This window comes from Streptomyces sp. NPDC091412, assembly GCF_044756885.1.
Taxonomy (GTDB): domain Bacteria; phylum Actinomycetota; class Actinomycetes; order Streptomycetales; family Streptomycetaceae; genus Streptomyces.
Window position 1 is genome coordinate 17,188 of sequence record NZ_JBIVTV010000033.1, and the last position, 23,127, is coordinate 40,314.

Genomic DNA, 23,127 nt, shown 5'->3' on the forward strand with positions numbered 1-23,127 from the left:
GTTACTTGAACCGGACCACCTGCGGGTCGTGGTCGCTCATCTGGTCGTAGAACTCGGCGTTGATGTGGACGACCTCGTAGGAGGGCTTCTTGATGTTGGACGAGACCAGGATGTGGTCCAGCGTCTGCGAGTTGCCGTCGTACACGTAGCTGTAGCGCTCGTTCGCCGGCAGGGTGTTGATCAGATCCGTGAGGATCTTGCCGGAGGTCAGCGTGGCCAGCGGCTTGGAGAACTGGTAGTCGTTCAGGTCGCCCAGGACGACGACCTTGGCCTTCTTGTCCTTGGACAGCAGGTCGGAGACGAAGGCGTTACGAACTTGGCGATGGTCTTGTCCGCCGCGACCGTTCCGTCGTCCGTGGCGCCGCTGTTGTCCTGGATCTCCTCCAGGCTCAGGATGTCCGGGGCGGCCAGGTTCTTGACGACGGCCTGGGCCAGCCGGTCGAACTTGCGCTGCGGGTCCGACGGGGCGAGGTTCTCGACGTTGTAGGTGGCGACGGACAGCTCGTCCGCCTTGCCCGGCTTCGCCACGTCCGGGGTCAGCCCGCCGGAGACGGTCTTGCCGAGCTTGGTGGCCTGGATGCTGTAGCCGCCGTAGGTGCCGTAGTCCAGCGGGCCGGAGGTCGGGCCGGTGAGGGTGTCACCCACATTCGCCTGGAGCTTGTCACCGGTCAGCGAGGTGAGGAGCAGTCGCCCGGAGTTGGGGCTGGCGTAGCCGGTGAGGACGGTGCCGCCGCGGTAGGACGGGTTCTGCTGGGGCTTGGTGGTGATCCACGTCTCGTTGTAGTCGTTGCTGGCGCCCACCACGCGGGAGTCGCCGACCTGCACCAGCATGCCCTCACGGGACTCCAGCCAGTCCAGGGCGTACTTGTCGGGCTTCAGCTCCAGGGACTCGATGCTTCCGCCCGGAACCTGCGGGGCGTAGGCCTCGGCCAGCGTCGTCGCGTTGATGACCTCCGCCGCCGGCAGCGGGTTGCCGGAGGACAGGACGACGGCCTTGGGGCCGGTCAGTTCGGTGACGGACTGCGCACCGCTGTTCTGGCCGCCGGGGTAGTACTCGCTGACCTTGCCCGACACCAGCACCGAGTCGCCGACCTTGACGACGGGGGTGGCGGAGCCCGTGTACACGAAGATGGCCTCGCTGGTGGCCGGGTTCGCGTCCGGGTCGGGGTCCTGGATCCAGTAGCCCTTCGTGCCGGTGCTGCGCACGCCGGTCACCACGCCGGGCACGTTGGTGACGGACTCGCCGTTGTGCGGGGAGATCCGGGTGGTGCCCTGGATGTCGTGGACGCGCAGGCTGCCCGGCGCGGTGTCGGTGGGCGACGGGGTGGGGGAGGGCGACGGGTCGCCGGAGCCCTCTCCCGTGCTGTTGCGCGGGGTCGGAGCGCCGCCGGTGAAGTCGACCGAGTTGTCGTCCGTGTCGGTGAAGGCGGCGTCGCGCGAGACGGAGGTGGTGTTGCCCGCACCGGTGGCGGGGTTGCCCTCGCGCACCACGGCGGTGCCGAAGCCCGCCAGGTCCTTGATGCTGCCGTCGGCCGCGCAGTCCTCGGCGGTCAGGCAGGTGAGCGCGGTGGTGGAGTGGACCAGCGCGATGGTGCCGCTGGTCGCCGACATGCTGATGGTGCCGGTCGCGTCGGGCGTCGGCAGGGCGGCGTCGCCCGCGGTGCCCTTGGCCTCCTGGATCAGGTAGGTGCCGCCCGCGGGAATCGCCCCGGTGAGCGGGGTGACCTGCCACTTGGTGGTGGCCGAGGGCGAGCCGCTGAGGTACTGGACGGACCAGCCGCTCAGGTCGAACGATCCGGAGCCGGCGTTGCCCAGCTCGACGAAGTCGTGGGTGAAGGGCGCGCCGGAGTTGCCACCGCCGCCGTAGACCTCGGAGATGACGGCGTCCGGGGACGCCGCCTGGGCGGTGAGAGGCAGTGCGATCAGTGAGCCCGCGATACCGAGGGGAAGCGCGACGAGGCCGACCTTGGCAGCTCTGCCACGCAGGGACAGCGGTATGTGTGAAGACACGTGGGGCTCTTTCGTGGAGTTGAGGAAACAGACGCGACTGAACCGTGGGAGGTGACAGGAGACTCGTGGGTCGGCAGGAAAGATACGCGCGTAGATTCCCGCGCAACAAGATGGAGGACCGACCAAGGGGCAAGCGTTTCCCCGGTCGTTGGCCGGAAGCCACCGGAACGACCGTCGTGTCACCCGGGACAGCTGGGGCGTACGACGACGAATCCCCGCACGGCGGGAGTTGGGGAAGCCCCTCCCGGCCCATCCAGGTCCGGACAGGCCCGGCTGGATCCGGCCAGGCCCAGATGCACGACCGCGCAGGCTGCGGAAGGATCGATATCGAGGGGTGAGAGCGGGCGCGAGCTGCCGCGCGGCTCACCCCCGACCGGTGCCTCGGCGTGTCCGAGCTGGGGGCCACACCCGTTCCGGAGTTCCTACCGGAGCACTCCCATGGTGTCGAAGCGAATTCTGTACCGAGCCCCTCGTTCCACGGAGCCGGTGGCACGGCACGCCGCCGCGGTCACGGCGACCGTCGCCGACTGCGGTCTGCTGCTCATCAGGCTCACCTTCGGCCTGCTGATGGCCGGGCACGGCGCGCAGAAGCTGTTCGGGCTCTTCGGAGGGCGCGGCCTGACCGCGACCGGTCAGGGGTTCGCGGCCCTCGGCTACCGCCCGGGAAAACTGTTCGCCGCGATCGGCGGTCTGTCGGAGTTCCTGGGCGGCCTCGGTCTGGCCCTCGGGCTGCTGACCCCGCTCGCGGCCGCCGCCCTGATCGGAGTCATGATCAACGCAATGGCGACCGTCACCGGCGTCCACGGCCTGTGGGAGACGGACGGCGGAGTGGAATACAACGTGTGCATCGCCGTCGTCGCCCTGGGGATCGCCGCCATCGGCCCGGGCCGGCTGGCCGTGGACCGCTTCTTCCGTTGGGGCGCCGGCGGCTGGAGGGAGGCGGCCCTCGCCCTGGCCCTGGGCGGCGCGGGCGCCGCGGTCACGCTCAGTCTCTAGCCCGCCCCGCGGCGCCGGAGGACACGCCGAAGACCCCGGGGCACGCGCCGCCCCGGGTTCGTGGGCCGCCTGCGCGCCGCGGAAGTGACGGTCTGTGAGGTGTCCGTGGAGCGTCGCCGCCCACCCTCACACGACCAGTCCACGACACCGGGCAGAATGGGGGTGATCACCAACCCCCGGGAGACGAACGACCCATGGAATTCCGCGATGACGTGGATCTTGATGCTTCTCAGGTCGAAGACCGCGGCAGCGGCGGCGGTGGCATCCCCGGAGGCGGGCTCACCATCGGCGGCGGCGTCATCGGCGTCGTCGTCCTGGTCGTCGCACTGCTCCTGGGCGTCAACCCGGCGGGCCTCCTGAACGGCGGCGGCTCGAACTCCGCCACCCAGCAACAGGGGGAGGACCTGACCGCGAAGTGCCGGAAGGGCGCCGACGCCAACCAATCGGAGAAGTGCCGCGTGGTGGGCGTCGTCAACAGCATCCAGCGCTACTGGCAGGGCGCTCTCCCCGAGCACTACCAGCAGTCCTACACCAAGGCTGGAACCCAACTGGTCTCCGGCACCTGGAGCACGGGGTGCGGCCGGGCCACCTCCGCCATGGGCCCGTTCTACTGCCCGGCCGACCACAGTGTCTACCTCGACCTCGGTTTCTTCCGCGAACTGGAGGAAAGGTTCGGCGCCAAGGGCGGCCCCTTCGCGCAGGCGTACGTCATCGGCCACGAGTACGGGCATCACGTGCAGAACCTGCTGGGCACCATGAACCGCGCCGGCCGGGACCGCAAGGGAGCCGACAGCGGCTCGGTCCGGCTGGAGCTCCAGGCCGACTGCTACGCCGGGGTCTGGGCCAAGAACGCCGTCACCACCGGCTTCTTCGACAAGCCGTTCACCGACTCCGACATCCGCGAGGCCCTCGGGGCCGCGGAAGCCGTCGGCGACGACCGCATCCAGGAACGCACCCAGGGCCGCGTCGACCCGGAAGGCTGGACCCACGGCAGTTCGCAGCAGCGGGTCCACTGGTTCACCGCCGGCTACACCACGGGCTCCCCGGCCCGGTGCGACACCTTCACCGGCGCCATCTGACCACGTGAAGGCCCCGACCGGGTTCCCCGGTCGGGGCCTTCGCCGTCCGTACGGTGCCGTCGGCGCCGGTCCAGCAGGAAGTCGAACACCGCCTGGCGGCCCCTGTCCTGGCCGTCCTGCTCCGGACCGAGTGCGCCGCGCCCGGCACCAACACGACCTGGGCCCGCGGCGTCAGCCTCTTCCGGTCGTGAAGCCATTCCAGCGGGGTCGGCACGTCCCGGTCCCGGCCGAGCAGCAGGACCTGCACGCCCGGCAGCCCGCGGTGCTCCGGAGGCAGCGGCGGTACCGGCGTGCGCGGCCCGTGCGGACAGCTCGGCATCGAGCCGAGGCCGTTCGCCGTGGCGGCGTCGAAGGGGCCGGAGCCGACCGGTGTGAGCTCCGCACCGGCCTTCTCCAGCGCCTCCCGGCGTCCGGCCGCCGAAGCGTCCGCCCTGTCCCGGGGGTAACGTCCGTCCAGGCACAGCGTGGGGGCGTGCAGCCCCTGGCCGAGCTCCTCGGCGCTCGCCGCGCTTCCCTCCCGCACACCCGCGATCGGACCCCGCGGCAGCCGGGTACGCCGTCACTTCCCCAGTCCCGCCACGGTCTCGTACCACCTGGGCGTACTGCGCACACCGGGTCTCGTCACCCGTGCCCGCTCCGGTCGCGCGGTGCTCCACCACCGCACCCCGGCGAGTTCCCGGTCGGCGGGCAGTCGATGGGCCCGGGCGCCGGCCGTCACGCGAGCGCCGTGCGCCCTCGACTCCCGAAGTGGCTTGTTCCGCCCGGTCCGGCAGCGCCAGCCCGCGTGCCGAAACCGCGGCCGACCCCGTGCCGCGTTCGGGTGCCGCCTTCCGTACCTGCCGTTGTCACCCGCCGTTCCCGCCGTGTTGGCGGCAGGGGCCCAGCATGGGCGCCGCTCGAACACGCTTTTAACGTACAGACGGCAGGAGTTCGGACATGGGCCACGGCCACAGTCACGCCCACGGGCACCACCACCACCACGACCACGGCACGGGTGGCGGGTCCCTGCCGCCGGCGCTCGACCTGGAGGTCCCCGACACCGAGTTGACGCCCGATCAGCTGTCCCGCCGGTCCATGCTGCGCCGTACCGGCCTGCTCGGTGCCGGACTTGCGGCGGGCAGCGTGCTCGCCGGCGCCGGACAGGCGGCCGCCTCCCAGGGCCAGAACCAGGGGCAGAACCAGAACCAGCAGTCCTCGCAGCCCTCCCGCTCCGGGGGATACCTGTGGCTGGCCGGCGACCACCACATCCACACCCAGTACAGCTCCGACGGCAAGTACCGGGTCGTCGACCACGTGCGCCAGGCCAACGCGCACGGCCTGGACTGGATGGTCATCACCGACCACGGCAGCGAGCAGCACGCCAAGATCGGTGTGGAGAAGGTCAACCCGGACATCGTCGCCGCCCGCGGGCAGATCTCCGACACGCTGGTCTTCCAGGGCCTGGAGTGGAACATCCCGGCCGCCGAGCACGGCACCGTCTTCGTCCACCCCGGCACCAACGAGGTCGCCGTGCTGAAGGAGTTCGAGAACTCCTTCGACGGGGCCGTGAAGAAGGCCACCGCCAACACCCCCGCCAACGAGGCGCTCGCCATCGCGGGCGTCAACTTCCTCGCCGAGCAGGTCCAGCGCCGCAAGGTCAAGGACGCCCTGTTCCTGGCCAACCACCCCGCCCGCAAGGGCATCGACTCCCCGCACGAGATCCGTGCCTGGCGCGACGCGCAGCCGACGATCGCCGTCGGCATGGAGGGCGCTCCCGGCCACCAGGCCGCCGGCCTGCCCGCCCCGGGCGGCCCCGGCTCGGGCCGGGGTTACTACGACGGCAGCCCCGGCGCCGACTCCTTCTCCGGCTACCCGCTGGAGAGCTACCGCACCTGGGGCGGCTTCGACTGGATGACCGCGACCGTGGGCGGTCTGTGGGACAGCCTGCTGGCCGAGGGCAAGCCCTGGTGGATCACCGCCAACTCCGACTCCCACAGCGTCTACGCCGACTCCTCCGTCCGCGGGCCGGGCAGCGACTTCAACGCCAACGGCCGTTACGAGGACCCCGTCCACGGCGGCGCGCTGAACCTGGGCGACGGCGACTTCTGGCCCGGCCAGTACTCCCGCACCCACGTCGGCACCGCCTCCTTCTCCTACCAGTCGGTCATGGACGGCATCCGCGCCGGCCGCGTCTGGGTCGACCACGGCGGGCTGATCAGCGGTCTCAACGCCCAACTGCGCTCCGGCGGCAAGGCCGTCACCCTCGGCGACGTGCTGCACGTGCGCCGCGGCAGCCAGGTCGACCTGGTCGTCGAGATCAGCCTCGCCAACGGCCCGAACTGGGCGCAGTTCGTGCCGAAGCTGGCCCGGGTCGACGTGATCCAGGGCGACGTCACCGGCCGGGTCTCCGACAAGGACGTCTTCACCACCCCGGACACCAAGGTCGTGAAGTCCTTCGAGGTGGACAAGTCCACCGGCTCGGTGCGTCTGACGTACTCCCTCGGCCGCGTGGACAAGCCGGTGTACGTGCGGCTGCGCGGCACCGACGGCAACCGCACCGCGGTCGGTCTGCGCGGTGCCTCCGTGGACCCGGCCGGACCGGCGATGGACGTGGTCGGCGACGCCGACCCGTGGAAGGACCTGTGGTTCTACTCCAACCCGATGTGGGTCCTGCCCGCATGACCGGTACGCCCGGCGGACCCGGCGTCCCCACCGTGATCGGTGTGGACGCCGGGTCGGCGGACCTGCGCGGCGCCGATCACCTCGCCCAGGACCTGGTGGCGCGGCTCGGCCTGCCGGACGCCACCGTCGCCTGCACGCACCCGGTCCGCAGCGGCGAGCGGCCGCACATCGCCGTCTCCCTGGCGCTGCCGGACGCGCACACCGCGGCCTCGGCATGGCACCGGCTCGTCGCCCTCCTCGCGCTCCTCGCGGACGAGGAGCGGCCGCCGTCCGGCGCGGCCCTCGGCGTGCTGCGGCACGGCCCGGCGCCGTACGCGGACGGCGCCGCCCTGGCGGCGGCCGAGCAGCAGACCCGCGAGCAGGGACGTGCCGTCGTCTACCCCGGTGTCCAGCGTCTCGTCGGCACGGTCCCGCTGAGCTTCCTCCTCCGGAACACCGCGATCGACCGGGTCACCGTCATCGGGGCGCCGTCCGGCCCCGGCGGCGGCCCGGAACCGGACACCTCGGTGACGACTCGCGATCACGTGCGCCCCCTGTGGCAGGACGGACGGCTCGTGCTGCCGCTCGTGCCCGCCGCGGGGGGCGTCCTCGCCCCCTTCGAGGTGCCCGACCCCACGCCCTGCTGCGCCGATCACGGCTGACGCCCGCCCCGGCCGGCGGCCTGCGCCGGACGAAGTCCTTCCGCCTCGCGGTCCCAGCAGGTCACAACGGGTCCGCGGGGCAGTAGGGTCCGATCCATCGAGCCCAGTGTCGTGGCCGAAGGAGGGGCAACCGTGGATCTCGAGGCGCTTCGTTCTTTCCTGGCGGTGGCCAAGTACCGCAGTATCTCCAAGGCCGCCGCCGGCTCGTACGTCACACAACCGACGATGAGCCAGCGGCTGCGGCGGCTGGAGGAGAGTCTCGGTTTCGCGTTGTTCGAGCGGGGCTGGAAGGGCGCGGTGCTGACCCCGCAGGGCGCGTACTTCCTGCCGTACGCCGCCCAGCTCATCCGGGATCTGTCCAACGCCTCCGCGGTCCTGGGCAAGAAGGACCCGTCCCGGCCGCGGAGCTTCGCCGAGGTGGCCGGTCATCCGCACAAGGTCGTTTTCGGCGTGGACAACTGGCTGTCGGAGCGGTCCGTACGGGCCGTGGTGAGCAGCGCGCTGGACGTGTACGGGGCGGACGAGTTCCGGGTGACCAGCCGGCCTGCCACGACGGTGATCGACCTGCTGGAACTCAACCAGCTGGACGCCGGGCTGTTCTACTCGACGGAAGCGGACCACCCGTTCCACACCGACGTCGTCGGCGTCGAGGACATGGCGCTCGTCCATCCGCCGGGGGCGGTTCTGGAGGAGGTCAGCGCCCCGGCCCTGAAGGAGCTGCTGTCCCGCTACCGGTTCGTGCTGTTCGACAATCCGGTGCTGACGCACCATGCGAGGATCACGACCACGCTGATCGAGACGTACGAGATCTCCCGCTTCCACGTGGTGGACGACTACCGGACCATGCATGCGCTGATCCGGCTGGGGGAGTGCATCACCGTGGTTCCCGCCGGTGTCGTCCTCGGCGACCGGGGGCAGCGGGCGACGGACCTTCCCTCGGCCCGGCTGCCCGGACTGCTTCCGCAGATCAGTGTCACGGTGGGGGTCAGTGACGCGGGCCGGGACCACGGGGTGACCGAGGCGTTCGCGGCGTCCGTCGGGCGGTTCCTCGACGAGGACCCGCCCGGGGCCCCGGACGGCGATCTGCCCGGGGCGGGGTGACCCGCGCCGACGCGCGGGTCGTCCGCCTCCCGGGCAGGTCCTCAGGGCGTGGCGGGACCGGGTTCCGGCTGGACGCCCGCGGCCGTCGTGACGGCGGCGTCCTCGTCGCCGGTACGGCCGGTCTTCTTCGGTGCCGTCTCCTGGAGGAAGGACGCGGCCACCACGCACAGCAGCAGTCCGCCGAGTGCCAGGTAGAGGACGGTGTGGATGCCGTGGTGCTGGGCCAGGTATCCGGCGACGGACGGCGCCACGCCACCGCCGAAGATCTCCGCGACGCCCATCACGGTGCCTGCCGCGGCGGCCATCAGACCGGCGGGGACGGATTCCACGGTGATGGTTCCGGCGAGCAGGGCCAGACAGCCGTTGGCGCCGAAGGCGACGAAGAACAGCAGCAGGAACAGCAGCGGCACCACCGGCCCCTGGAGGATGAAGCCGACCAGCATGCACATCGCCATCAGCAGCGCGACGACGACCACGGGCTTGCGGCCGAACCGGTCGGACAGCCCCGGAATGACCAGCTGGCCCGCGAAGGCGCCGAACCCGATGCCGGAGGCGATGACACCCATCTGGCTGGTCCCGATGCCCTGGTGATCGACCAGGTAGCTCGGCACCATCGCGCTCAGCACGAAGATGCACGTCATCGCGCCGCACAGGGCGAGGATGGCCAGCCGGATGTTCCGGTAGCGGAAGACGTCCAGCCAGCGGGTCTTGTCCTGGGTGGCGGGGGCGACAGCGGATTCGAAGGCCGGCAGCTGGTGGGTCTCCCGAATGGTCCGGAAGACGAACCAGGCCAGGACCAGGCCGGGGACCAGCATGAGACCGAAGACCCAGTGCCAGCTCGGCAGCACCCGCAGCAGCTGGGTGGCGATGATCGGGCCGAGGCCGATGCCGAACAGGGCGAAGGTGCTCTGCTGCATGCCCATGTTCAGTCCGCGGCGCTCCGGCCGGGACGCCTCCGCCGTGGCGGCCACCGCGGTCGGGGTGAAGGCGCCCTCGGTGACGCCCATGATGACCCGCACCATCAGGAGGCTGACGAGTCCGCCGACGAGCCCCGTCAGCAGTGAGCAGACCGAGAAGAACACGATCGAGCCGACCAGGATCCTGCGCCGTCCCAGCCGGTCGGAGAGGCCGCCTATGAGAAGCGAGGAACATCCCCAGGCCAGACCGAGAACTCCGATGATGTTCCCGAGGTCCTGATAGTCGAGCCCGAGTTCCTTCATCATCGAGGGGAACAGCGGGCTGATGATCCAGCGGTCCAGACCGACGAGGCCGAATCCGAGGGAGAGCAGCACGACCGCCGAACGTTCGTAGCGGACGTCGTATTCTCTGGGCCTCACGCCGCTCTCCCCTCGCGGTTCGCGCGGATTTCCGTGACCAGTTCCCCGGTGGTGAGTACCCGGCCGAAGAATGTGTCGATGGTCCTCTCCGTGGCCGCCTGGGCCTCCTCGCTGAGCGCCCCCGTGGCGTCGCCGACGAAAGCCACCTTGAAGTCCCGCATGTAGGCCCCCCGCGCGGTGGAGTCGCAGCAGACCTCGGTGAGGGTGCCGACGATGATCACGGTGTCCACCTCGCGCAGACCGGAGATGCTGGTCAGCACGTTCTCCAGTCGCGTGTTGTGGAATGCGTCGTAGCGGTGCTTGACGACGACGACGTCCTGCTCCTCCGGCTTCAGGTCGTCGACGACCTGCGAACCGAAAGTCCCCTCGCGCATTCCATGGCTCAGCAGCGCCGGGTTGTAGGTGGATTCCAGCGGAGACACATTGAATGTGTCCAGCAGAATGTGCCGGGTGTAGACGACCGGAATACCGGCCGCCCGGCACTCGGCGATGACCTCCTGCATCCTGGGTATCCGCCGGCGTGCCATCGGCACTTCCATCGGATATCCCTCGAGAACAAAGTCGTTCTGCATGTCGATCACGAGCAGAGCCGTCTTCTGCGGATTCACGCGCCACATCGCGTTCAACGGATGAACTCCTCTTGCGTTTCGAATACGGAAGGCCGGAGAGCATGGCCCGAGGATTGGGCCAGAGCCTAACCGTGAAACGCACCCTTCCAGTCATAGGAATTCTTTATACCGTCGCGGGGGCGGCACCGAGTGTCCGTGTTCCGGTCAGCCGAGGCCGTGCGGCGTCCGCGATGCCCTGCCCGGCGGGCGTCCCTACCAGGCCACCGGCAGCTCCAGGGGGAACCGCCTGATCGTCCGCTGGTCCCAGCGCACCTCCTCCGGCGGCACCGCGAGCCGCAGCCCCGGGAAGCGCTCCATGAGCCGTCCGACGGCCACTTCGAGCTCTGCCATGGCCAGAGGCATCGCGATGCACCGGTGCCCGCCCCAGCCGAACGTCATATGGGGGGAGTTCGGCCGGTCGACGTCGATGTCGTGCGGGTCCGTGTAGCGCTCCGGGTCGCGGTTCGCCGTCAGGTACGACACGTGGACGTAGTCGCCCGCCCGGATCAGCACACCACCCAGTTCCACGTCCTCGAGAGCCACCCGGGGGATGCCGACCCCCTTGCGGAACGGGATGTGGCGGAGCAACTCGTGCAGCACGTCGGTCAGGGTCTCGGGCCGGCTCCTGATGCGTTCCGCCAGCTCGGGCCGGGTCAGGAGCAGGTACACGATGTCGCTGATCTCGCAGGTCGCCGTGTCCTGGCCGCTGAGCGCCAGCATGAGCGTCATGACCGCCAGTTCCCGGTCGTCCAGCTGCTCCTTGCCGTCCCGCGCCGCGGCCATCGCGCTGATGATGTCGTCGCCGGGCGACTTACGCCGCTGTGCGACGAGCTCGCCGAAGTAGTCCGTCAGATCCTTCTTGGCGCGCGCCGCGGCCTCCTTGGTGTCCGCGCCGACGACGAGCAGCTGGTGCACGGCCTTCTGGATCCGGGGCCATTCCGCCCGCTCGATGCCGAGGAGGTCCAGGACGGTGTGCTGGGGGAGCGGGTCGGACAGGTGCCGGATCAGGTCCGCCGGCGGGCCCTGTTCCTCCATGCGGTCCAGCAGATCGTCCGCGAGCCGGACGATCCGGTGGCGCATGGCCTCCACCTGCGGCTGGGTGAAGGCCTGTGAGGCCAGGTGACGGACGCGGCTGCTGTACGGCGGGTCCATCACGTTGATCGACTCGGGCGACACGATGGGCTCCGGCGTCATCCGGGGGTAGTCGCGGCCGATGATGCCCGCCCGGCTGAACCGCTGGTCGGTGGTCACCTGCTTCACGGCGTCGAAGCCGGTGACCAGCCAGGCGTCCGCGTCGCCGTAGCTCAGCCGGATCCGGGTGGGGGTGTCATGACGCATCAGGTCCGCGAGGGAGGGGTCGAACTCCAGGGCTTCGCTGAAGTCGAACGGGCAGACGGCCGTCTCGTTGTCCGTGGTCATCAGTCGGTTCCTTCGGGCATGGGTACGACGTCGGTGGTGTCCACGGCCCGGCGAAGGTTTCCGGCGAGCCTCGACGGCGCCGCCGACCGCCGAGCAAGCCGAGGCGGGCCGTCCCTCGTTGGCGATCGACACCGGGCCACCGCTGAGCGCGGCGGCCCATCCGCCGCCGAGCGGTGGGAAGGTGACGGAGGCGGTGGCACCCGGCCCCCGAGGTGCGCACGATCCTCCGGGACGGCGGACGGAGCGCGCGCCGGGCCGGCACCCCGGTGAGTGCGGGCGCCAGGACCGCCGCGGCCCCCATGTCGTTGCCTCCTTGCTGATGTAAACACGCGAGCCGGTGCGGACCGGTGACCCGCTCCGTCGGTCCAGCCAGGTGGGCTAACAAGCCTCTGCGCGACGGCGGCGCCGGTATCGGAAGCCCACCTCCGGCGCACCCTTGACAACTCTCTGTCATGCAGCGTGCAATATATTGCATGCCAGTGCCGCAGAGCCGGGGACTCGTCTCCAGGTCACTCCTTCGCGACAACGCCTACCGGGCCATCCGGGACGCCATCGTCGACGGCACCCTCGCACCGGGGGAGCGCCTCAACGACAGCGACCTGGTGGAGTGGCTGGGCGTCAGCCGCACACCGGTGCGGGAGGCCCTGGCGCGTCTGGAGCAGGCCGGTCTGGTGCGGACGAAGCCCGGCCGCTACACCATGGTCAGCCCCCTGGACGTCCGGGCGGCGCGTGCGGCCCAGTCGGTGACGGCGGCCATGCACGAACTCGCCGTCCGCGAGGCGATGCCCAACCTGTCCGCCGCCGAGCTGGACGCCATGCGCGAGGCCAACGCGCGCTTCGCCGACGCCCTGCGCCGCAACGACGTCGACGCGGCGATCGACGCCGACGACGCCTTCCACGGCGTCGCCGTCACCGCCTGCGCCAACCCGGCCGTCCGCTCGGTCCTGGAGCAGTTCACGCCGGTACTGCGGCGCGTGGAGAGACTGCGCTTCTCCTCACTGAGCGGCCGCGGCTCGGTCGCCCAGCACGACCGGATCGTCGCGTTGTGCGAGGCCGGAGACGTCGAGGGGGCCGTGGCCGCCACCCGCACCAACTGGCAGACGCTGCTGCCGCTGCTCGACACCCTGCTCCCCGACACCGACTAGGAGCCACAGATGTCCCTCGAGTCCTTCGAGCGCACCCCCCTGCTGTTCGGCCCCAGCCCCGTCCACCCGCTGGACCGGCTCAGTGACCATCTTGGCGGTGCCCGTATCTGGGCCAAGCGCGAGGACTGCAACAGCGGGCTGGCCTTCGGCGGCAACAAGACCCGCAAACTCGAGTACCTGGTCCCCGACGCGCTCCGCAAGGGCGCGGACACCCTGGTCAGCATCGGCGGCGTCCAGTCCAACCACACCCGGCAGGTGGCCGCGGTCGCCGCGAAGACGGGCCTGAAGGCCGTCCTGGTCCAGGAGAGCTGGGTCGACTGGCCGGACGCGGTCAACGACAAGGTCGGCAACATCCTGCTGTCCCGCGTCATGGGCGCCGACGTACGCCTGGTCCAGGCGGACTTCGGCATCGGGTTCAAGGACAGCTGGCACCAGGCACTGGAGGACGTCCACGCCGCCGGCGGCACTCCGTACGCCATCCCCGCCGGAGGCTCCGACCACCCCCTGGGCGGCCTCGGCTTCGCCAACTGGGCCTACGAGGTTCAGCGGCAGGAGCGGGAACTCGGCGTCTTCTTCGACACGATCGTGGTGTGCAGCGTCACCGGCAGCACGCACGCGGGCATGATCGCCGGCTTCGCGGGCCAGGACCGGCCCCGCCGCGTGCTGGGCATCGACGCCTCGGCCAAGATCGACGAGACCCGCGCCCAGGTGGAGAAGATCGCCCGCAACACCGCCGAACTCATCGGCCTCGGCCGGGAGTTGCGTGACGACGAGATCACCGTCCTGGAGGGCTGGGCCGGCGACTTGTACGGCATCCCCGTCCAGTCCACCCTGGACGCCATCCGCCTCTCCGGCCGCCTCGAAGGCATGATCATCGACCCCGTCTACGAGGGAAAGTCCATGGCCGGCCTCATCGACCTCGTCCGACGCGGAGACATCCCCAAGGACTCCAACGTCCTGTACGCCCACCTGGGCGGCCAGCCCGCGCTCAACGCCTACAGCGGCGTCTTCCACTGACCCGGGCAGACCCCCGGCCCCGCCACTGAACCTGATCGAGTGACACCCCGCCACCGCCCCACGGCCCCGGCGCCGACGACGGCCTGGCCCGGGGCCATGGGGCAGGCGGAGGTGAGGCTCTGGGGGCTGTGGGTCAGGCGGCGGTGCGACTTCGGCAGGCTGAGGGGTCGGATGGGGCTGCGGGCCCCTGCGGGCCGGGGATCGGACGGGCGGTGCGGCCGCGGTGGGCCGGGGGGCAGGCGGTGCTGCGGGCCGCTCCGGGCCCGAGACCAGACGGGCGATGTGGCCTTGGCGGCCCCGGGAGTCGGTCGGGGGTGCGGCTTCGGCGGGCTGAGGGGTCAGGCGGTGGTGTGACTTCGGCGGGTCATGGGTCAGGCGGTGCCGGGGGCCCCTCCCTGCCCGAGATCAGACGGGCGATGCGGCCTTGGCGGGGATCGGACGGCGGTGTGGTTCCGGCGGGTCATGGGCCACATGGTGCTGCGGGCCCCTGTAGGCCGGGGTCAGGCGGCGTTGCGGGCCCCAGTGGGTCGGGGTCGGATGGGCGGTGCGGCTCCGGCGGGTTGAAGGGGCGGACGGTGCTGCGGGCTCCTCCGGGCCCGGGATCGGACAGGCGGCGTTGCGGGCCCCAGCGGGTTGGGCGGGTTGGGGTCAGACGGGTGGTGCGGCTCCGGCGGGCGATGGGCCAGAGGGTGCTACGGGCCCCTATGGGCCGGGGCCAGGCGGTGCTGTGGGCCCCAGCGGGTTGGGGTCGGACGGGTGGTGCGGCTCCGGCGGGCTGGGGGAGCCAGACGGTGCTACGGGCCCCTATGGGCCGGGGCAGACGGGCTGTGCGGCTCCGGCGGGCTGAGGGGGCCAGACGGTGCTGCCGGCCCCGAGCCCGGGGTCGGACGGGTGGTGCGGGCTCGGGGGGCCGGGGGTCAGACGGCTGTGCGGCCGCCGTCCGCGGGCAGCACCGCACCCTGGACGAAGCTCGCGGCATCGCTGGCCAGGTAGGCGATCGCCTCGGCGATCTCCTCCGGTGCGGCCGGGCGCCCGGCCGGGGCTTCCGCGGCCAGGGCGTCGAGGGCCTCGCCCATCCCTACGGTGCTCTCCGTGCGGGTCGGACCGGGCTCCACGGCGTTGACCCGCACGCCGCGGGGGCCGAACTCGGCGGCCCACGCCTTGGTCAGCAGGTTCAGCGCCGCCTTGCTCGACCCGTACAGCGCCATCCCGGAGACGCCGTACTCCGCGACCATGGTGCTGACGTTCACGATCGCGCCGTGTCCGCGTGCCGCCATCGCCGGGGCGAGGGCCGCCACCAGGTGGAACGGCGCCTTCACGTTCAGGTCGTAGACGGCGTCGACCTCGTCCTGCGGCGTCTGCTCCGTGGGGCCGAACGGGTACACGCCGGCGTTGTTGACGAGGATGTCCACCCGGCCACCGCCCGCGCCGACGGCTTCCCCGGCCAGTTGCCGCACCGACTCCGCGGTGCGCAGGTCGGCGGCGACGAAGTCGGCCCTGCCGCCGCGGTCGCGGATGCCGGCGACCACGGCCTCGCCGCGGGTGCGGTCCCGGCCCGCGACCAGGACGTGCGCGCCCCGCTCGGCGAGCAGCGCCGCGGTGGCGGCTCCGATGCCGCTGGTCGCTCCGGTCACCAGGGCTACGCGTCCGGTCAGTTCAAAAGGACCCATGAGTGTCGTTCTCCGCGGTGAGACAAGTCCGGCACGAGATTCCGTTCCGCCTCATCGGCACTTCCGCCGCCCGACATGAGGCCGGGCGCCGGTGGCCCGTGCGGCCAATGCTGGGACTGCGCCTCACGACGAGCCGCCACAGAGCGAGGAACCGACGACCGGAACACGCCGGTCGGCGCGGACGCCGGCCGGCATTCAGGGGGGCGGGTCGTGTGCCCGGTAGCGGTCCAGCGCCGCACGGGCCTTACGGCTCCTGTGCGCCGGTCGTCGTGCGTGCCGCTCCGAGGGTGCCGTCCGGCCCCGGGGTGATGGCCACGCCCGTGCTGATCCGGGCGAGGGTCGCCCGCAGCCATGCGCTGTCCTCCCCGGTGGCGGGTTCCAGCCGCATCCGCCGGGCCCGCAGCGGCACCATGCGCAGGTCCGCGAGCCGTCCCGTGGCCGCCGTGAGCGAGGGGAAGTAGGCGATCCGCAGGTCGTCGCGGTACTGCTCGTAGCCGGAGATGCCCTCGTAGTCGTCGATGAAGTCGCCGCAGCCGTAAAGGATCAGCCGGTCGCGGTACACCTCGACGGGACGGGGGTGGTGCGAGGAGTGCCCGTGGACGACGTCGACCCCGCCGTCGACCAGCGCGCGGGCGAAGCGGATCTGCTCCCGGGGGACGTGATAGCCCCAGTTGGACCCCCAGTGCACCGAGACGACCACGAGGTCACCCGGAGACCGCACCCGCCGGACGCGCTCGACGACCGCCGCGGCCGCCTCCGCCGTCGCCGCGGGGACGTACGCGACACCGGCGAGGTCCGCCGTCGCCGCCCAGCTCCCCGGTATGCCACTGGACGTCATCCCCAGGGCGAACACCAGCACGCGGACCCCGTCCGCGACCGGGCATTCCGCGGGCGCGTACGCCGACTCCGCGTCCCGGCCGGCGCCCGCCACCGGCAGTCCCGCACCCGTCAGGGAGTCCAGCGTCTCCAGCAGCCCCGCACGGCCGAAGTCCAGCGTGTGGTTGTTGGCCAGGACGCAGACGTCGGGCCGGGCCGCCTCCAGGGCGGGCAGGTTGGCCGGGTGCATCCGGTAGTGGACCTCTTTCTCCGGCGCGAACGCGTCGCCGCGGGTCACGGCCGTCTCCAGATTCACGATGCGTACGTCCGGGGCGGCGGCCGCCAGCACCGGCAGGGCCTCACCCCACGGCCAGGCCGATGGGACCGGGGCCGGAATCGGGCCGCTCGCCGCCTCCGCCAGCTCCACGTAGGACCGGGCGTCGTGGACCCAGGCCTCCCGCAGGGCCGGATCGCCGGGGCACGGGAGGATCTGGTCGACGCCGCGGCCGAGCATCACGTCGCCGCACAGGAACAGCGTCACCACGCCGCCGCGCATACCCCCACAGTAGTGGCCGGACGGCCCGTCACCGCCCGGTGCGGCTACCTGCGGCGGCCACACCGCCGTCGGCCGGCGGGGCGCGGACACGACCAGGACGCGCGGTCGGTGACCAGACCCAGCCCGATGGCGAGCAGCCAGGAGTCCTTCGCGAGCGGGATGCCCTGCTGGGTGGGCAGTGGGCTGCCCTTGGCGTGGGTGCCGGGCGTGCGCAGGTAGAGCCCGACCAGACCCGAGGAGAACGCCGTCAGCCCCGCCCCGGCGATGCCGCTGGGCACCAGCGGTGTCAGCAGCGCCGCGCCCAGTGTCACCTCCGCGGTGCCGAGGAGCCGGGTGAAGCGGTGGGGAGAGAGCCTGCGCAGGAACGGGTAGGCGTGGGTGGCCATCGCGTGCAGGCCCTCCTCCGTCTGCTCGTCCGCCGAGAGCTTGCCCAGTCCCGCATGGAGAATGAACGCCCCGGTCGCCAGCCGTGGAGCGATGTGGTGGGCCTTCAGAGGCAGTTCCATGGGTTCCTCCCGCCGAGAGGTCAGGCGTGGTCGACGAGTTGCGCGAATCCGCGTCGGCGTGCGCAGTTGGCGCAGCAGAAGAAGCGTCCGTCGGCCTGCAGACCGTGGCCGAGGATGCGGCACTCGCAGTTGTCGCAGGTCGGAGCGATCCGCTGGGCCGCGCATTCGAGGCTGTCGAAGATGTGGACGGCGTCGCCCGCGCGGACCTCGAACGCCATCTCGTAGTCGTTGTCGCAGACCTCGCACACTGCCATGAGCCTTCACTCCTCGCTGTGCCGGACCGGTGCCCCGGCGTCGGATCGGGCCGCGGATCCCTGGAGTCGGGTCGCGTATCCCGAGCCGTATTCCACCAACGGCACCGGCCGGACCGGCCGCCGCGGCACAACCACTCCGACGGACCCCACGCCCCACAAGCCCGGCCGGTGCGTATCAGCGTCCCGCTCTTCGCCGGGCGACCTCGGCGAGCGTGGCCCAGTCGCGCTCGGACCAGCCCGCCGCGACGGCTTCGAGCAGCGCGTCCCGTACGAGGCTGCCGGTGGGCAGGGCCATGTCGCGCCGGTGTGCCGCCGACAGGGCGAGGCCCACGTCCTTGAGCCCGAGCCGGGTGGTGAACCCCGGTGGCTCGTAGCGCTGTTCGGCCATGAGCCCGCCGTAGGTGCCGTACACCGGTCCGGGGAACAGCGTTCCGCTGATCAGCTCGACGAACGCGGCGGCGTCGACGCCGTACGACTCCACCAGCGACGTCGCCTCCGCCGTGGCCTCGATCGCGGCGGCCAGCAGGAAGTTGACCGCGATCTTGACCACGTTGGCCCGTGCCGGGTCGTCCCCCAGTTCCCAGATCCGCCCGGCCAGCGGTTCGAGCACGGGCCTTGCCAGGTCCAGCGCCTCGGGGGCGCCGGCGGCCAGGACGTTCAGCTTCCCGGCCGCCGCCACGTCGGCCCGGCCCAGCACCGGCGCCGCCACGTATCCGATGCCCCGCTGCGTGTGCCGCTGTTCCGCCTCGGCGGCGAAGCCGGCCGACACCGTCGCCAGGTTCACGTGCACACGGCACTCGGCGCCGTCCAGCACCCCGCTGTCCAGGATGAGCGACCGGATGCCGGCGTCGTCGGACAGCATGCTCATCACCACGGGGAGCCCGAACACCTCCACGAGGTCCGCCGCGGCCTCCGCTCCGTCCCCGCGCAGTTCCTCGACGGCGGGCCGCGACCTGTTCCACACCACCACGCGGTGCCCGGCGGCCAGCAGCCTGCGCGCCATCGGACGGCCCATCGTGCCGAGCCCGACGAACCCGATCCCATCCATCCCCGTCGCTCCTCTCCTGCCTGGTCGCTCCGTGCGGACCCTCGGTCACACCAGGTGGCGATCATCTTGCTCCCGGTGTGCTCCGGCAGACCGTCATGACCGCCCACGCGCCACCGAACGGAGCAGTGGGGACTCCGTCGCCAGACGGTCAGGGGTCGTCATCCGCGCGGCCCGCTCGTGCGGTCGGGCGCGAACCGAGCCGACGCCGTCGGCAAGATCACGCGCGTATAAGCCGCGAAGGCGTGGCGGTGGCGGAAGAGCACAGAGGGGCGCGAGCACGCGGAGGCGGTGCGCCGGCCCCCTCACACTCGGCAGGTTCCGGGCCCTTCGTGGCGCGGCTGCACCGCGTCGCCGCGCGGATGGGTGGGCCGCGGCGGACGCCGGCGGCGCGCATCCGGGGGAACCTTGGCGCGGGCCGGGCGCCGAGCGGGCGTCCGATCATGGAGGATCCCCTGCCGACCCGCGAGGGTGCGGGTCAGCAGGGGGTGTGCCGGCATTTCTTGTTCGGCGTCCCGGGTGACCGCGACGGGACCGTGGGTGCGGGGAGTCGCCGGGTTCGGTCAGCGCTGGACCGTGATGCCCTTCGGGTTGAGGTGGGAGATGTTGCCGCTCTCGGTCCCGTCCGAGGGGTCGATCACGCAGTCGATGAGCGCCGGGGCCCCCGAGGCCAGGGCTTCCCGCAGGGCGGTGGCGACCTCGTCGGGTGTCGTCGCCTGGTAGCCCTTGCCGCCGAACGCCTCGATCATGAGGTCGTGGCGGGCCTTGAGGGCGGTCGGCGCGGGGTCCGTGGAGGTGGAGGCCTCGTCACCGCGGTAGACGCCGCTGTTGTTGAGGACGACGGTGACGATGGGCAGGTTGTAGCGGCAGACGGCCTCGATCTCCATGCCGCTGAACCCGAAGGCGCTGTCGCCCTCGATGGCGACCACGGGGTCTCCGGTCTCGACGGCGGCGGCGATGGCGTAGCCCATGCCGATGCCCATGACGCCCCAGGTACCGCTGTCCAGCCGGTGGCGCGGTATCCGCATGCCGATCGTGTTGCGGGCCAGGTCGAGCGCGTTGGCGCCCTCGTTGACGACGTAGGCGCGGGGGTTCTCCGCCAGGACGTCGCGGATCACCTGGAGCGCGCCGAGGAACTTCATCGGGTGCGCGGTCTTCGCGGCGTCGAGGCGCTTGGCCATCTTGGCCGCGTTCTGCGCGGAGCGCGCCGCGAGTTCCTCCCGCCACTTTTGCGCGGCCGGGATCCGGCCGGGCTTGCTCCGCTCGACCAGGGCCTCCATCACCGACGCGACGTCGCCGACGAGCGGGGCCGCGATGGGCTGGTTGCTGTCCATCTCGGTGGCCGCGATGTCCACCTGGATGAACGTGGCCGACGGGTCCCACTGGGGTGCCTCGCCGTGCCCGAGCAGCCAGTTCAGGCGCGCGCCGACGAGCATCACGACGTCCGCCCTGCGCAGGGCCAGTGACCGGGCGGTGGCCGCCGACTGCGGGTGGTCGTCGGGCAGCAGGCCCTTGGCCATCGACATGGGCAGGTAGGGCACGCCGGTCGTCTCGACGAACTCCCGGATCTGCTCGTCCGCCTGCGCGTACGCCGCGCCCTTGCCGAGGACGACCAGGGGCCGCTCCGCGCCGGCGAGCAGATCGATCGCGCGGTCCACGGCCGCGGGTTCGGGCAGCTGGCGCGGCGCCGGGTCCACGACCTCCCACAGCGACGCGGCCCCCTGCTCCTTGTCGACGACCTCTCCGAGCACCGCGGCCGGGATGTCGAGATAGACACCTCCGGGACGCCCGGAGACCGCGGTGCGGATCGCGCGGGCCACCCCGCGGCCGATGTCCTCGGCCCGGTGGACGCGGTAGGCGGCCTTGACGAAGGGCTTCGCCGCCGCCAGCTGGTCCATCTCCTCGTAGTCGCCGCGCTGGAGGTCGACCAGGTGCCGCTCGCTGGATCCGGAGATCTGGACCATGGGGAAGCAGTTCGTGGTGGCGTTGGCGAGGGCCACGAGCCCGTTGAGGAAGCCCGGGGCGGAGACCGTCAGGCAGATGCCCGGCCGCTTCGTGAGGAATCCGGCTGCCGCCGCCGCGTGCCCGGCGTCGCTCTCGTGGCGGAAGCCGATGTAACGCATGCCCGACGCCTGCGCGACGCGCGCCAGGTCGGTGATCGGGATGCCGACGACGCCGTAGACGTTCTTGACGCCGTTGCGCCTGAGCGCTTCGACGACCAGGTGGATCCCGTCGGTGAGAGCGGCCGGACCGTCAGTGTCCCCCAGCCCTGATTCCGGCAAGGAAGCGTTGGTCATGGTCGGGATCCTCCCTGAACGTCACGAATGGCTTCGGGAATACTGTATTCAGTATCCCTGAGGTTGGATGCACTAGCAAGGATTCGCGTGGGGCGGTGTTCCCGGTTCGCGTCCTGCGGGGGCCGTCGCGAGGTCGCGAGCCGCTGCGGATCGGACGTCAGTGCGGCGTGTCGCCGCCGCATTGTCAGTGACATGCAGGAAAATGCCGCGGGAAAGAGAGATCAACATCGCCCGAGCTGGGTAAGTGATCTTCAGTCCCAGCATCGAGGAAGGCCCCGCTGATGCAGTCCATACCCGGCCCGGCCCGCGCCGTCGTCCTGCACCACCACAGCCGTGCCGGTGCCGCCCTCAGCCCCACGGGTGCTGACCTGCTGCGCATCATCTCCGACCCGGCCACGCTCGTGTTCCTCACCGTGCACGCGGGCGGGCGCCGCAGGTACAGCTACTGGCAGCCGTTCGACCCCCGCACCGGCCGGGGAAGCTGCTACGTCGCGCTGCCCACGGACGTGTGCGACATGCTGCACTCCAGCGGACGGATCACGCTCGGCGAGCCCCTCGTCGACTCCACCAGGACCACCTACCGCGTCGGACCGGCGGACACCCCGGCCGCGCCGCGCCGCCCCCTGCGGACGAGCGTCCTCGCGGCATGACCGAGGGGGCCGGCGGTACGGGCTGCCGGCCCCCTCGGTCCTGCCGTCGTGTCGGACGGCGTCGTCTCGTGGATCCTGTCCGGTTCATCGCGTCGCGCTCCGTCCGGCGGGCCGGATCCGCGGTGGCGCGCCGCGCCCCCGTGCGCGCGTGCTCAGTGTCCGAGGCCGCTCTTCGGCCGTTCCGTGGCGGCGCGGGCCTTGCCCCGCGCCTCCAGTGCGGCACCCTTGGCCGCCGTGGTCTCGTTGCCGAGCGCGTGCGCCACCTTCCTCACGGCCTTCCCGACCACCTGCTCGGCCGTGGCCCTGGCCTTCTCTCCGGCGCTCATGTCGGGTCCTTTCCCTGGCGCTCACCCATCCGCCTGCCCGCGACCCCGGGGCGGAAACCGTCCGTCGTGAGGGTGGGGGCGGTGACGCCGGCGCCGTCGGCGGTCCACGCGACCCCTGGGTGATGTGAACTGGGTCACAGTGGGTGTGTGTCCTGTGCGGGGCGGTGCGTCGGTAGACTGTAGACGAAAGTCAATCTCACTCCCAGGCTCGGTCGGGCCGCTGATCAGGGGATGGAAGCCATGCTCTCCGCGGGTTTGCCGAGCGGAACCGTGCCGAAGCTGGAGCGGCCGGGTCCGCTGCGCGAGCGGGTCTACGAGGCCCTCCTCGAACTCATCATCACCAGGGTGCTCAAGCCCGGTCAGCACCTGATCGAGACCGAACTCGCCGGCCAGCTCGGCGTCTCCCGCCAGCCCGTGCGCGAGGCGCTCCAGCGGCTCAACACCGAGGGATGGGTCGATCTGCGCCCGGCCCAGGGCGCGTTCGTGCACGAGCCCACCGAGGACGAGGCCGACCAACTGCTCGTCGTACGCGGCTTGTTGGAGGCCGAGGCGGCGCGGTTGGCGGCGGCCGGGGCCGGAGGCGAGGCACCGGCGCGGCTGCGCGAGCTGTGCGAGGAGGGCGAGCGGGCCCTGCGGTCCGACGACGTCGACGCGGTGGTCGCCGCCAACGCCGCCTTCCACGCGTACGTCATGGAACTCGCGGCGAACTCCGTGCTCGCCGAGCTGTCCGCTCAGGTGGACCGCCGCATGCGCTGGTTCTACACGCCCATCGCGCGGGCCCGCGGCGAGCACTCCTGGCGCGAGCACCGCGAGTTGATCGACGCGATCGAGGCGGGGGACGAGCAGCGCGCCCAGCGGCTGATGCGGGCGCACACGGAGCAGACCCGTGTCACCTACCACGAGCGCGCCGGTTCCGAGGAGTGACGGCGGAACCGGGCGACGCGGGCCAGGTGCCCGCACCGCCCGGCGGCAACGGTCAGGGGGCGCCACCGC

At 71.7% G+C, this 23,127-nt stretch carries 20 protein-coding genes and 2 pseudogenes; 9 read left to right on the forward strand and 13 right to left on the reverse strand.

Annotated features, from left to right (window positions below; genetic code table 11):
* Position 1: 1 nt before the first annotated feature.
* Together ACIQMV_RS37300 and ACIQMV_RS37305 are read right to left on the reverse strand one after the other, a co-directional pair.
* Positions 2–370, reverse strand: a pseudogene (locus tag ACIQMV_RS37300) (endonuclease/exonuclease/phosphatase family protein); the annotation flags it as partial.
* A gap of 1,271 nt (positions 371–1,641) precedes the next feature.
* Positions 1,642–2,193 (reverse strand): annotated as a pseudogene (locus ACIQMV_RS37305) (lamin tail domain-containing protein); the annotation flags it as partial.
* Positions 2,194–2,448: 255 nt separating this feature from the next.
* Here ACIQMV_RS37305 and ACIQMV_RS37310 point away from each other — a divergent pair.
* Together ACIQMV_RS37310 and ACIQMV_RS37315 are read left to right on the forward strand one after the other, a co-directional pair.
* Positions 2,449–3,006, forward strand: coding sequence for a DoxX family protein (locus tag ACIQMV_RS37310; protein ID WP_402597527.1), 558 nt, complete (start codon positions 2,449–2,451; stop codon positions 3,004–3,006).
* Positions 3,007–3,200: 194 nt separating this feature from the next.
* Positions 3,201–4,085: a neutral zinc metallopeptidase gene (locus ACIQMV_RS37315; RefSeq protein ID WP_402597528.1), complete on the forward strand. Its 885-nt coding sequence runs from the start codon at positions 3,201–3,203 to the stop codon at positions 4,083–4,085.
* Here ACIQMV_RS37315 and ACIQMV_RS37320 read toward each other — a convergent pair.
* Entirely contained in the window at positions 4,069–4,608 is a 540-nt protein-coding gene (locus ACIQMV_RS37320) for an alpha/beta hydrolase (protein ID WP_402597529.1), read from the reverse strand. The two genes, ACIQMV_RS37315 and ACIQMV_RS37320, sit on opposite strands and share 17 nt — an antisense overlap.
* Before the next feature lie 413 nt (positions 4,609–5,021).
* On the opposite strand from ACIQMV_RS37320, the gene ACIQMV_RS37325 reads away from it, so the two are divergent.
* From ACIQMV_RS37325 to ACIQMV_RS37335, 3 genes are all read left to right on the forward strand, one after another.
* The gene (locus tag ACIQMV_RS37325; protein ID WP_402597531.1) at positions 5,022–6,746 is read left to right on the forward strand and encodes a PHP domain-containing protein; all 1,725 of its coding nucleotides are present in this window, start codon (positions 5,022–5,024) and stop codon (positions 6,744–6,746) included.
* Positions 6,743–7,387, forward strand: coding sequence for a hypothetical protein (locus tag ACIQMV_RS37330; RefSeq protein WP_402597532.1), 645 nt, complete (start codon positions 6,743–6,745; stop codon positions 7,385–7,387). Before ACIQMV_RS37325 ends, ACIQMV_RS37330 begins: the two co-directional genes overlap by 4 nt.
* Positions 7,388–7,519: 132 nt before the next feature.
* Complete coding sequence (locus ACIQMV_RS37335) at positions 7,520–8,488, forward strand: LysR family transcriptional regulator (protein WP_402597533.1); 969 nt, start codon at positions 7,520–7,522, stop codon at positions 8,486–8,488.
* 41 nt (positions 8,489–8,529) lie between these two features.
* On the opposite strand, the gene ACIQMV_RS37340 is transcribed toward ACIQMV_RS37335, so the two are convergent.
* The 3 genes from ACIQMV_RS37340 to ACIQMV_RS37350 form a co-directional block, all read right to left on the reverse strand.
* Positions 8,530–9,825, reverse strand: coding sequence for an MFS transporter (locus ACIQMV_RS37340; RefSeq protein ID WP_402597534.1), 1,296 nt, complete (start codon positions 9,823–9,825; stop codon positions 8,530–8,532).
* Positions 9,822–10,442 (reverse strand): isochorismatase family protein, encoded by a 621-nt coding sequence (locus tag ACIQMV_RS37345; RefSeq protein WP_402597550.1) that lies wholly within the window; start codon positions 10,440–10,442, stop codon positions 9,822–9,824. The genes ACIQMV_RS37340 and ACIQMV_RS37345 overlap by 4 nt, the downstream gene beginning before the upstream one ends.
* 204 nt (positions 10,443–10,646) lie before the next feature.
* Positions 10,647–11,852, reverse strand: coding sequence for a cytochrome P450 (locus ACIQMV_RS37350; RefSeq protein ID WP_402597535.1), 1,206 nt, complete (start codon positions 11,850–11,852; stop codon positions 10,647–10,649).
* 473 nt (positions 11,853–12,325) lie between these two features.
* Between ACIQMV_RS37350 and ACIQMV_RS37355 the strand changes: the two genes are divergently transcribed.
* Positions 12,326–12,997: a GntR family transcriptional regulator gene (locus ACIQMV_RS37355; protein WP_401778109.1), complete on the forward strand. Its 672-nt coding sequence runs from the start codon at positions 12,326–12,328 to the stop codon at positions 12,995–12,997.
* A gap of 9 nt (positions 12,998–13,006) precedes the next feature.
* A complete protein-coding gene (locus ACIQMV_RS37360; RefSeq protein WP_402597536.1) occupies positions 13,007–14,014 on the forward strand; it encodes a 1-aminocyclopropane-1-carboxylate deaminase in 1,008 nt (335 codons plus the stop codon).
* Positions 14,015–14,931: 917 nt separating this feature from the next.
* On the opposite strand, the gene ACIQMV_RS37365 is transcribed toward ACIQMV_RS37360, so the two are convergent.
* From ACIQMV_RS37365 to oxc, 6 genes are all read right to left on the reverse strand, one after another.
* Positions 14,932–15,684 (reverse strand): SDR family NAD(P)-dependent oxidoreductase, encoded by a 753-nt coding sequence (locus ACIQMV_RS37365; RefSeq protein ID WP_402597537.1) that lies wholly within the window; start codon positions 15,682–15,684, stop codon positions 14,932–14,934.
* Positions 15,685–15,928: 244 nt separating this feature from the next.
* On the reverse strand, positions 15,929–17,056 hold the full coding sequence (locus tag ACIQMV_RS37370; RefSeq protein ID WP_402597538.1) for a CapA family protein: 1,128 nt from the start codon (positions 17,054–17,056) through the stop codon (positions 15,929–15,931).
* 44 nt (positions 17,057–17,100) lie between these two features.
* Positions 17,101–17,562 carry a hypothetical protein gene (locus ACIQMV_RS37375; RefSeq protein WP_141364836.1) on the reverse strand — a complete coding sequence of 154 codons (462 nt, stop codon included), beginning with the start codon at positions 17,560–17,562 and terminating at the stop codon, positions 17,101–17,103.
* A gap of 20 nt (positions 17,563–17,582) precedes the next feature.
* Positions 17,583–17,816 carry a hypothetical protein gene (locus tag ACIQMV_RS37380; RefSeq protein WP_141364837.1) on the reverse strand — a complete coding sequence of 78 codons (234 nt, stop codon included), beginning with the start codon at positions 17,814–17,816 and terminating at the stop codon, positions 17,583–17,585.
* 175 nt (positions 17,817–17,991) lie between these two features.
* On the reverse strand, positions 17,992–18,864 hold the full coding sequence (locus ACIQMV_RS37385; RefSeq protein ID WP_402597539.1) for an NAD(P)-dependent oxidoreductase: 873 nt from the start codon (positions 18,862–18,864) through the stop codon (positions 17,992–17,994).
* A gap of 560 nt (positions 18,865–19,424) precedes the next feature.
* Positions 19,425–21,158 (reverse strand): oxalyl-CoA decarboxylase, encoded by a 1,734-nt coding sequence (oxc, locus tag ACIQMV_RS37390; protein ID WP_402597540.1) that lies wholly within the window; start codon positions 21,156–21,158, stop codon positions 19,425–19,427.
* 281 nt (positions 21,159–21,439) lie between these two features.
* Here oxc and ACIQMV_RS37395 point away from each other — a divergent pair, with 281 nt between their 5' ends.
* On the forward strand, positions 21,440–21,808 hold the full coding sequence (locus ACIQMV_RS37395) for a hypothetical protein (protein WP_253266303.1): 369 nt from the start codon (positions 21,440–21,442) through the stop codon (positions 21,806–21,808).
* Between the two features lie 152 nt (positions 21,809–21,960).
* On the opposite strand, the gene ACIQMV_RS37400 is transcribed toward ACIQMV_RS37395, so the two are convergent.
* The gene (locus ACIQMV_RS37400; RefSeq protein WP_402597542.1) at positions 21,961–22,134 is read right to left on the reverse strand and encodes a hypothetical protein; all 174 of its coding nucleotides are present in this window, start codon (positions 22,132–22,134) and stop codon (positions 21,961–21,963) included.
* A 240-nt stretch (positions 22,135–22,374) separates the two neighbouring features.
* Between ACIQMV_RS37400 and ACIQMV_RS37405 the strand changes: the two genes are divergently transcribed.
* Complete coding sequence (locus ACIQMV_RS37405; RefSeq protein WP_141364843.1) at positions 22,375–23,058, forward strand: GntR family transcriptional regulator; 684 nt, start codon at positions 22,375–22,377, stop codon at positions 23,056–23,058.
* Positions 23,059–23,127: the final 69 nt, after the last annotated feature.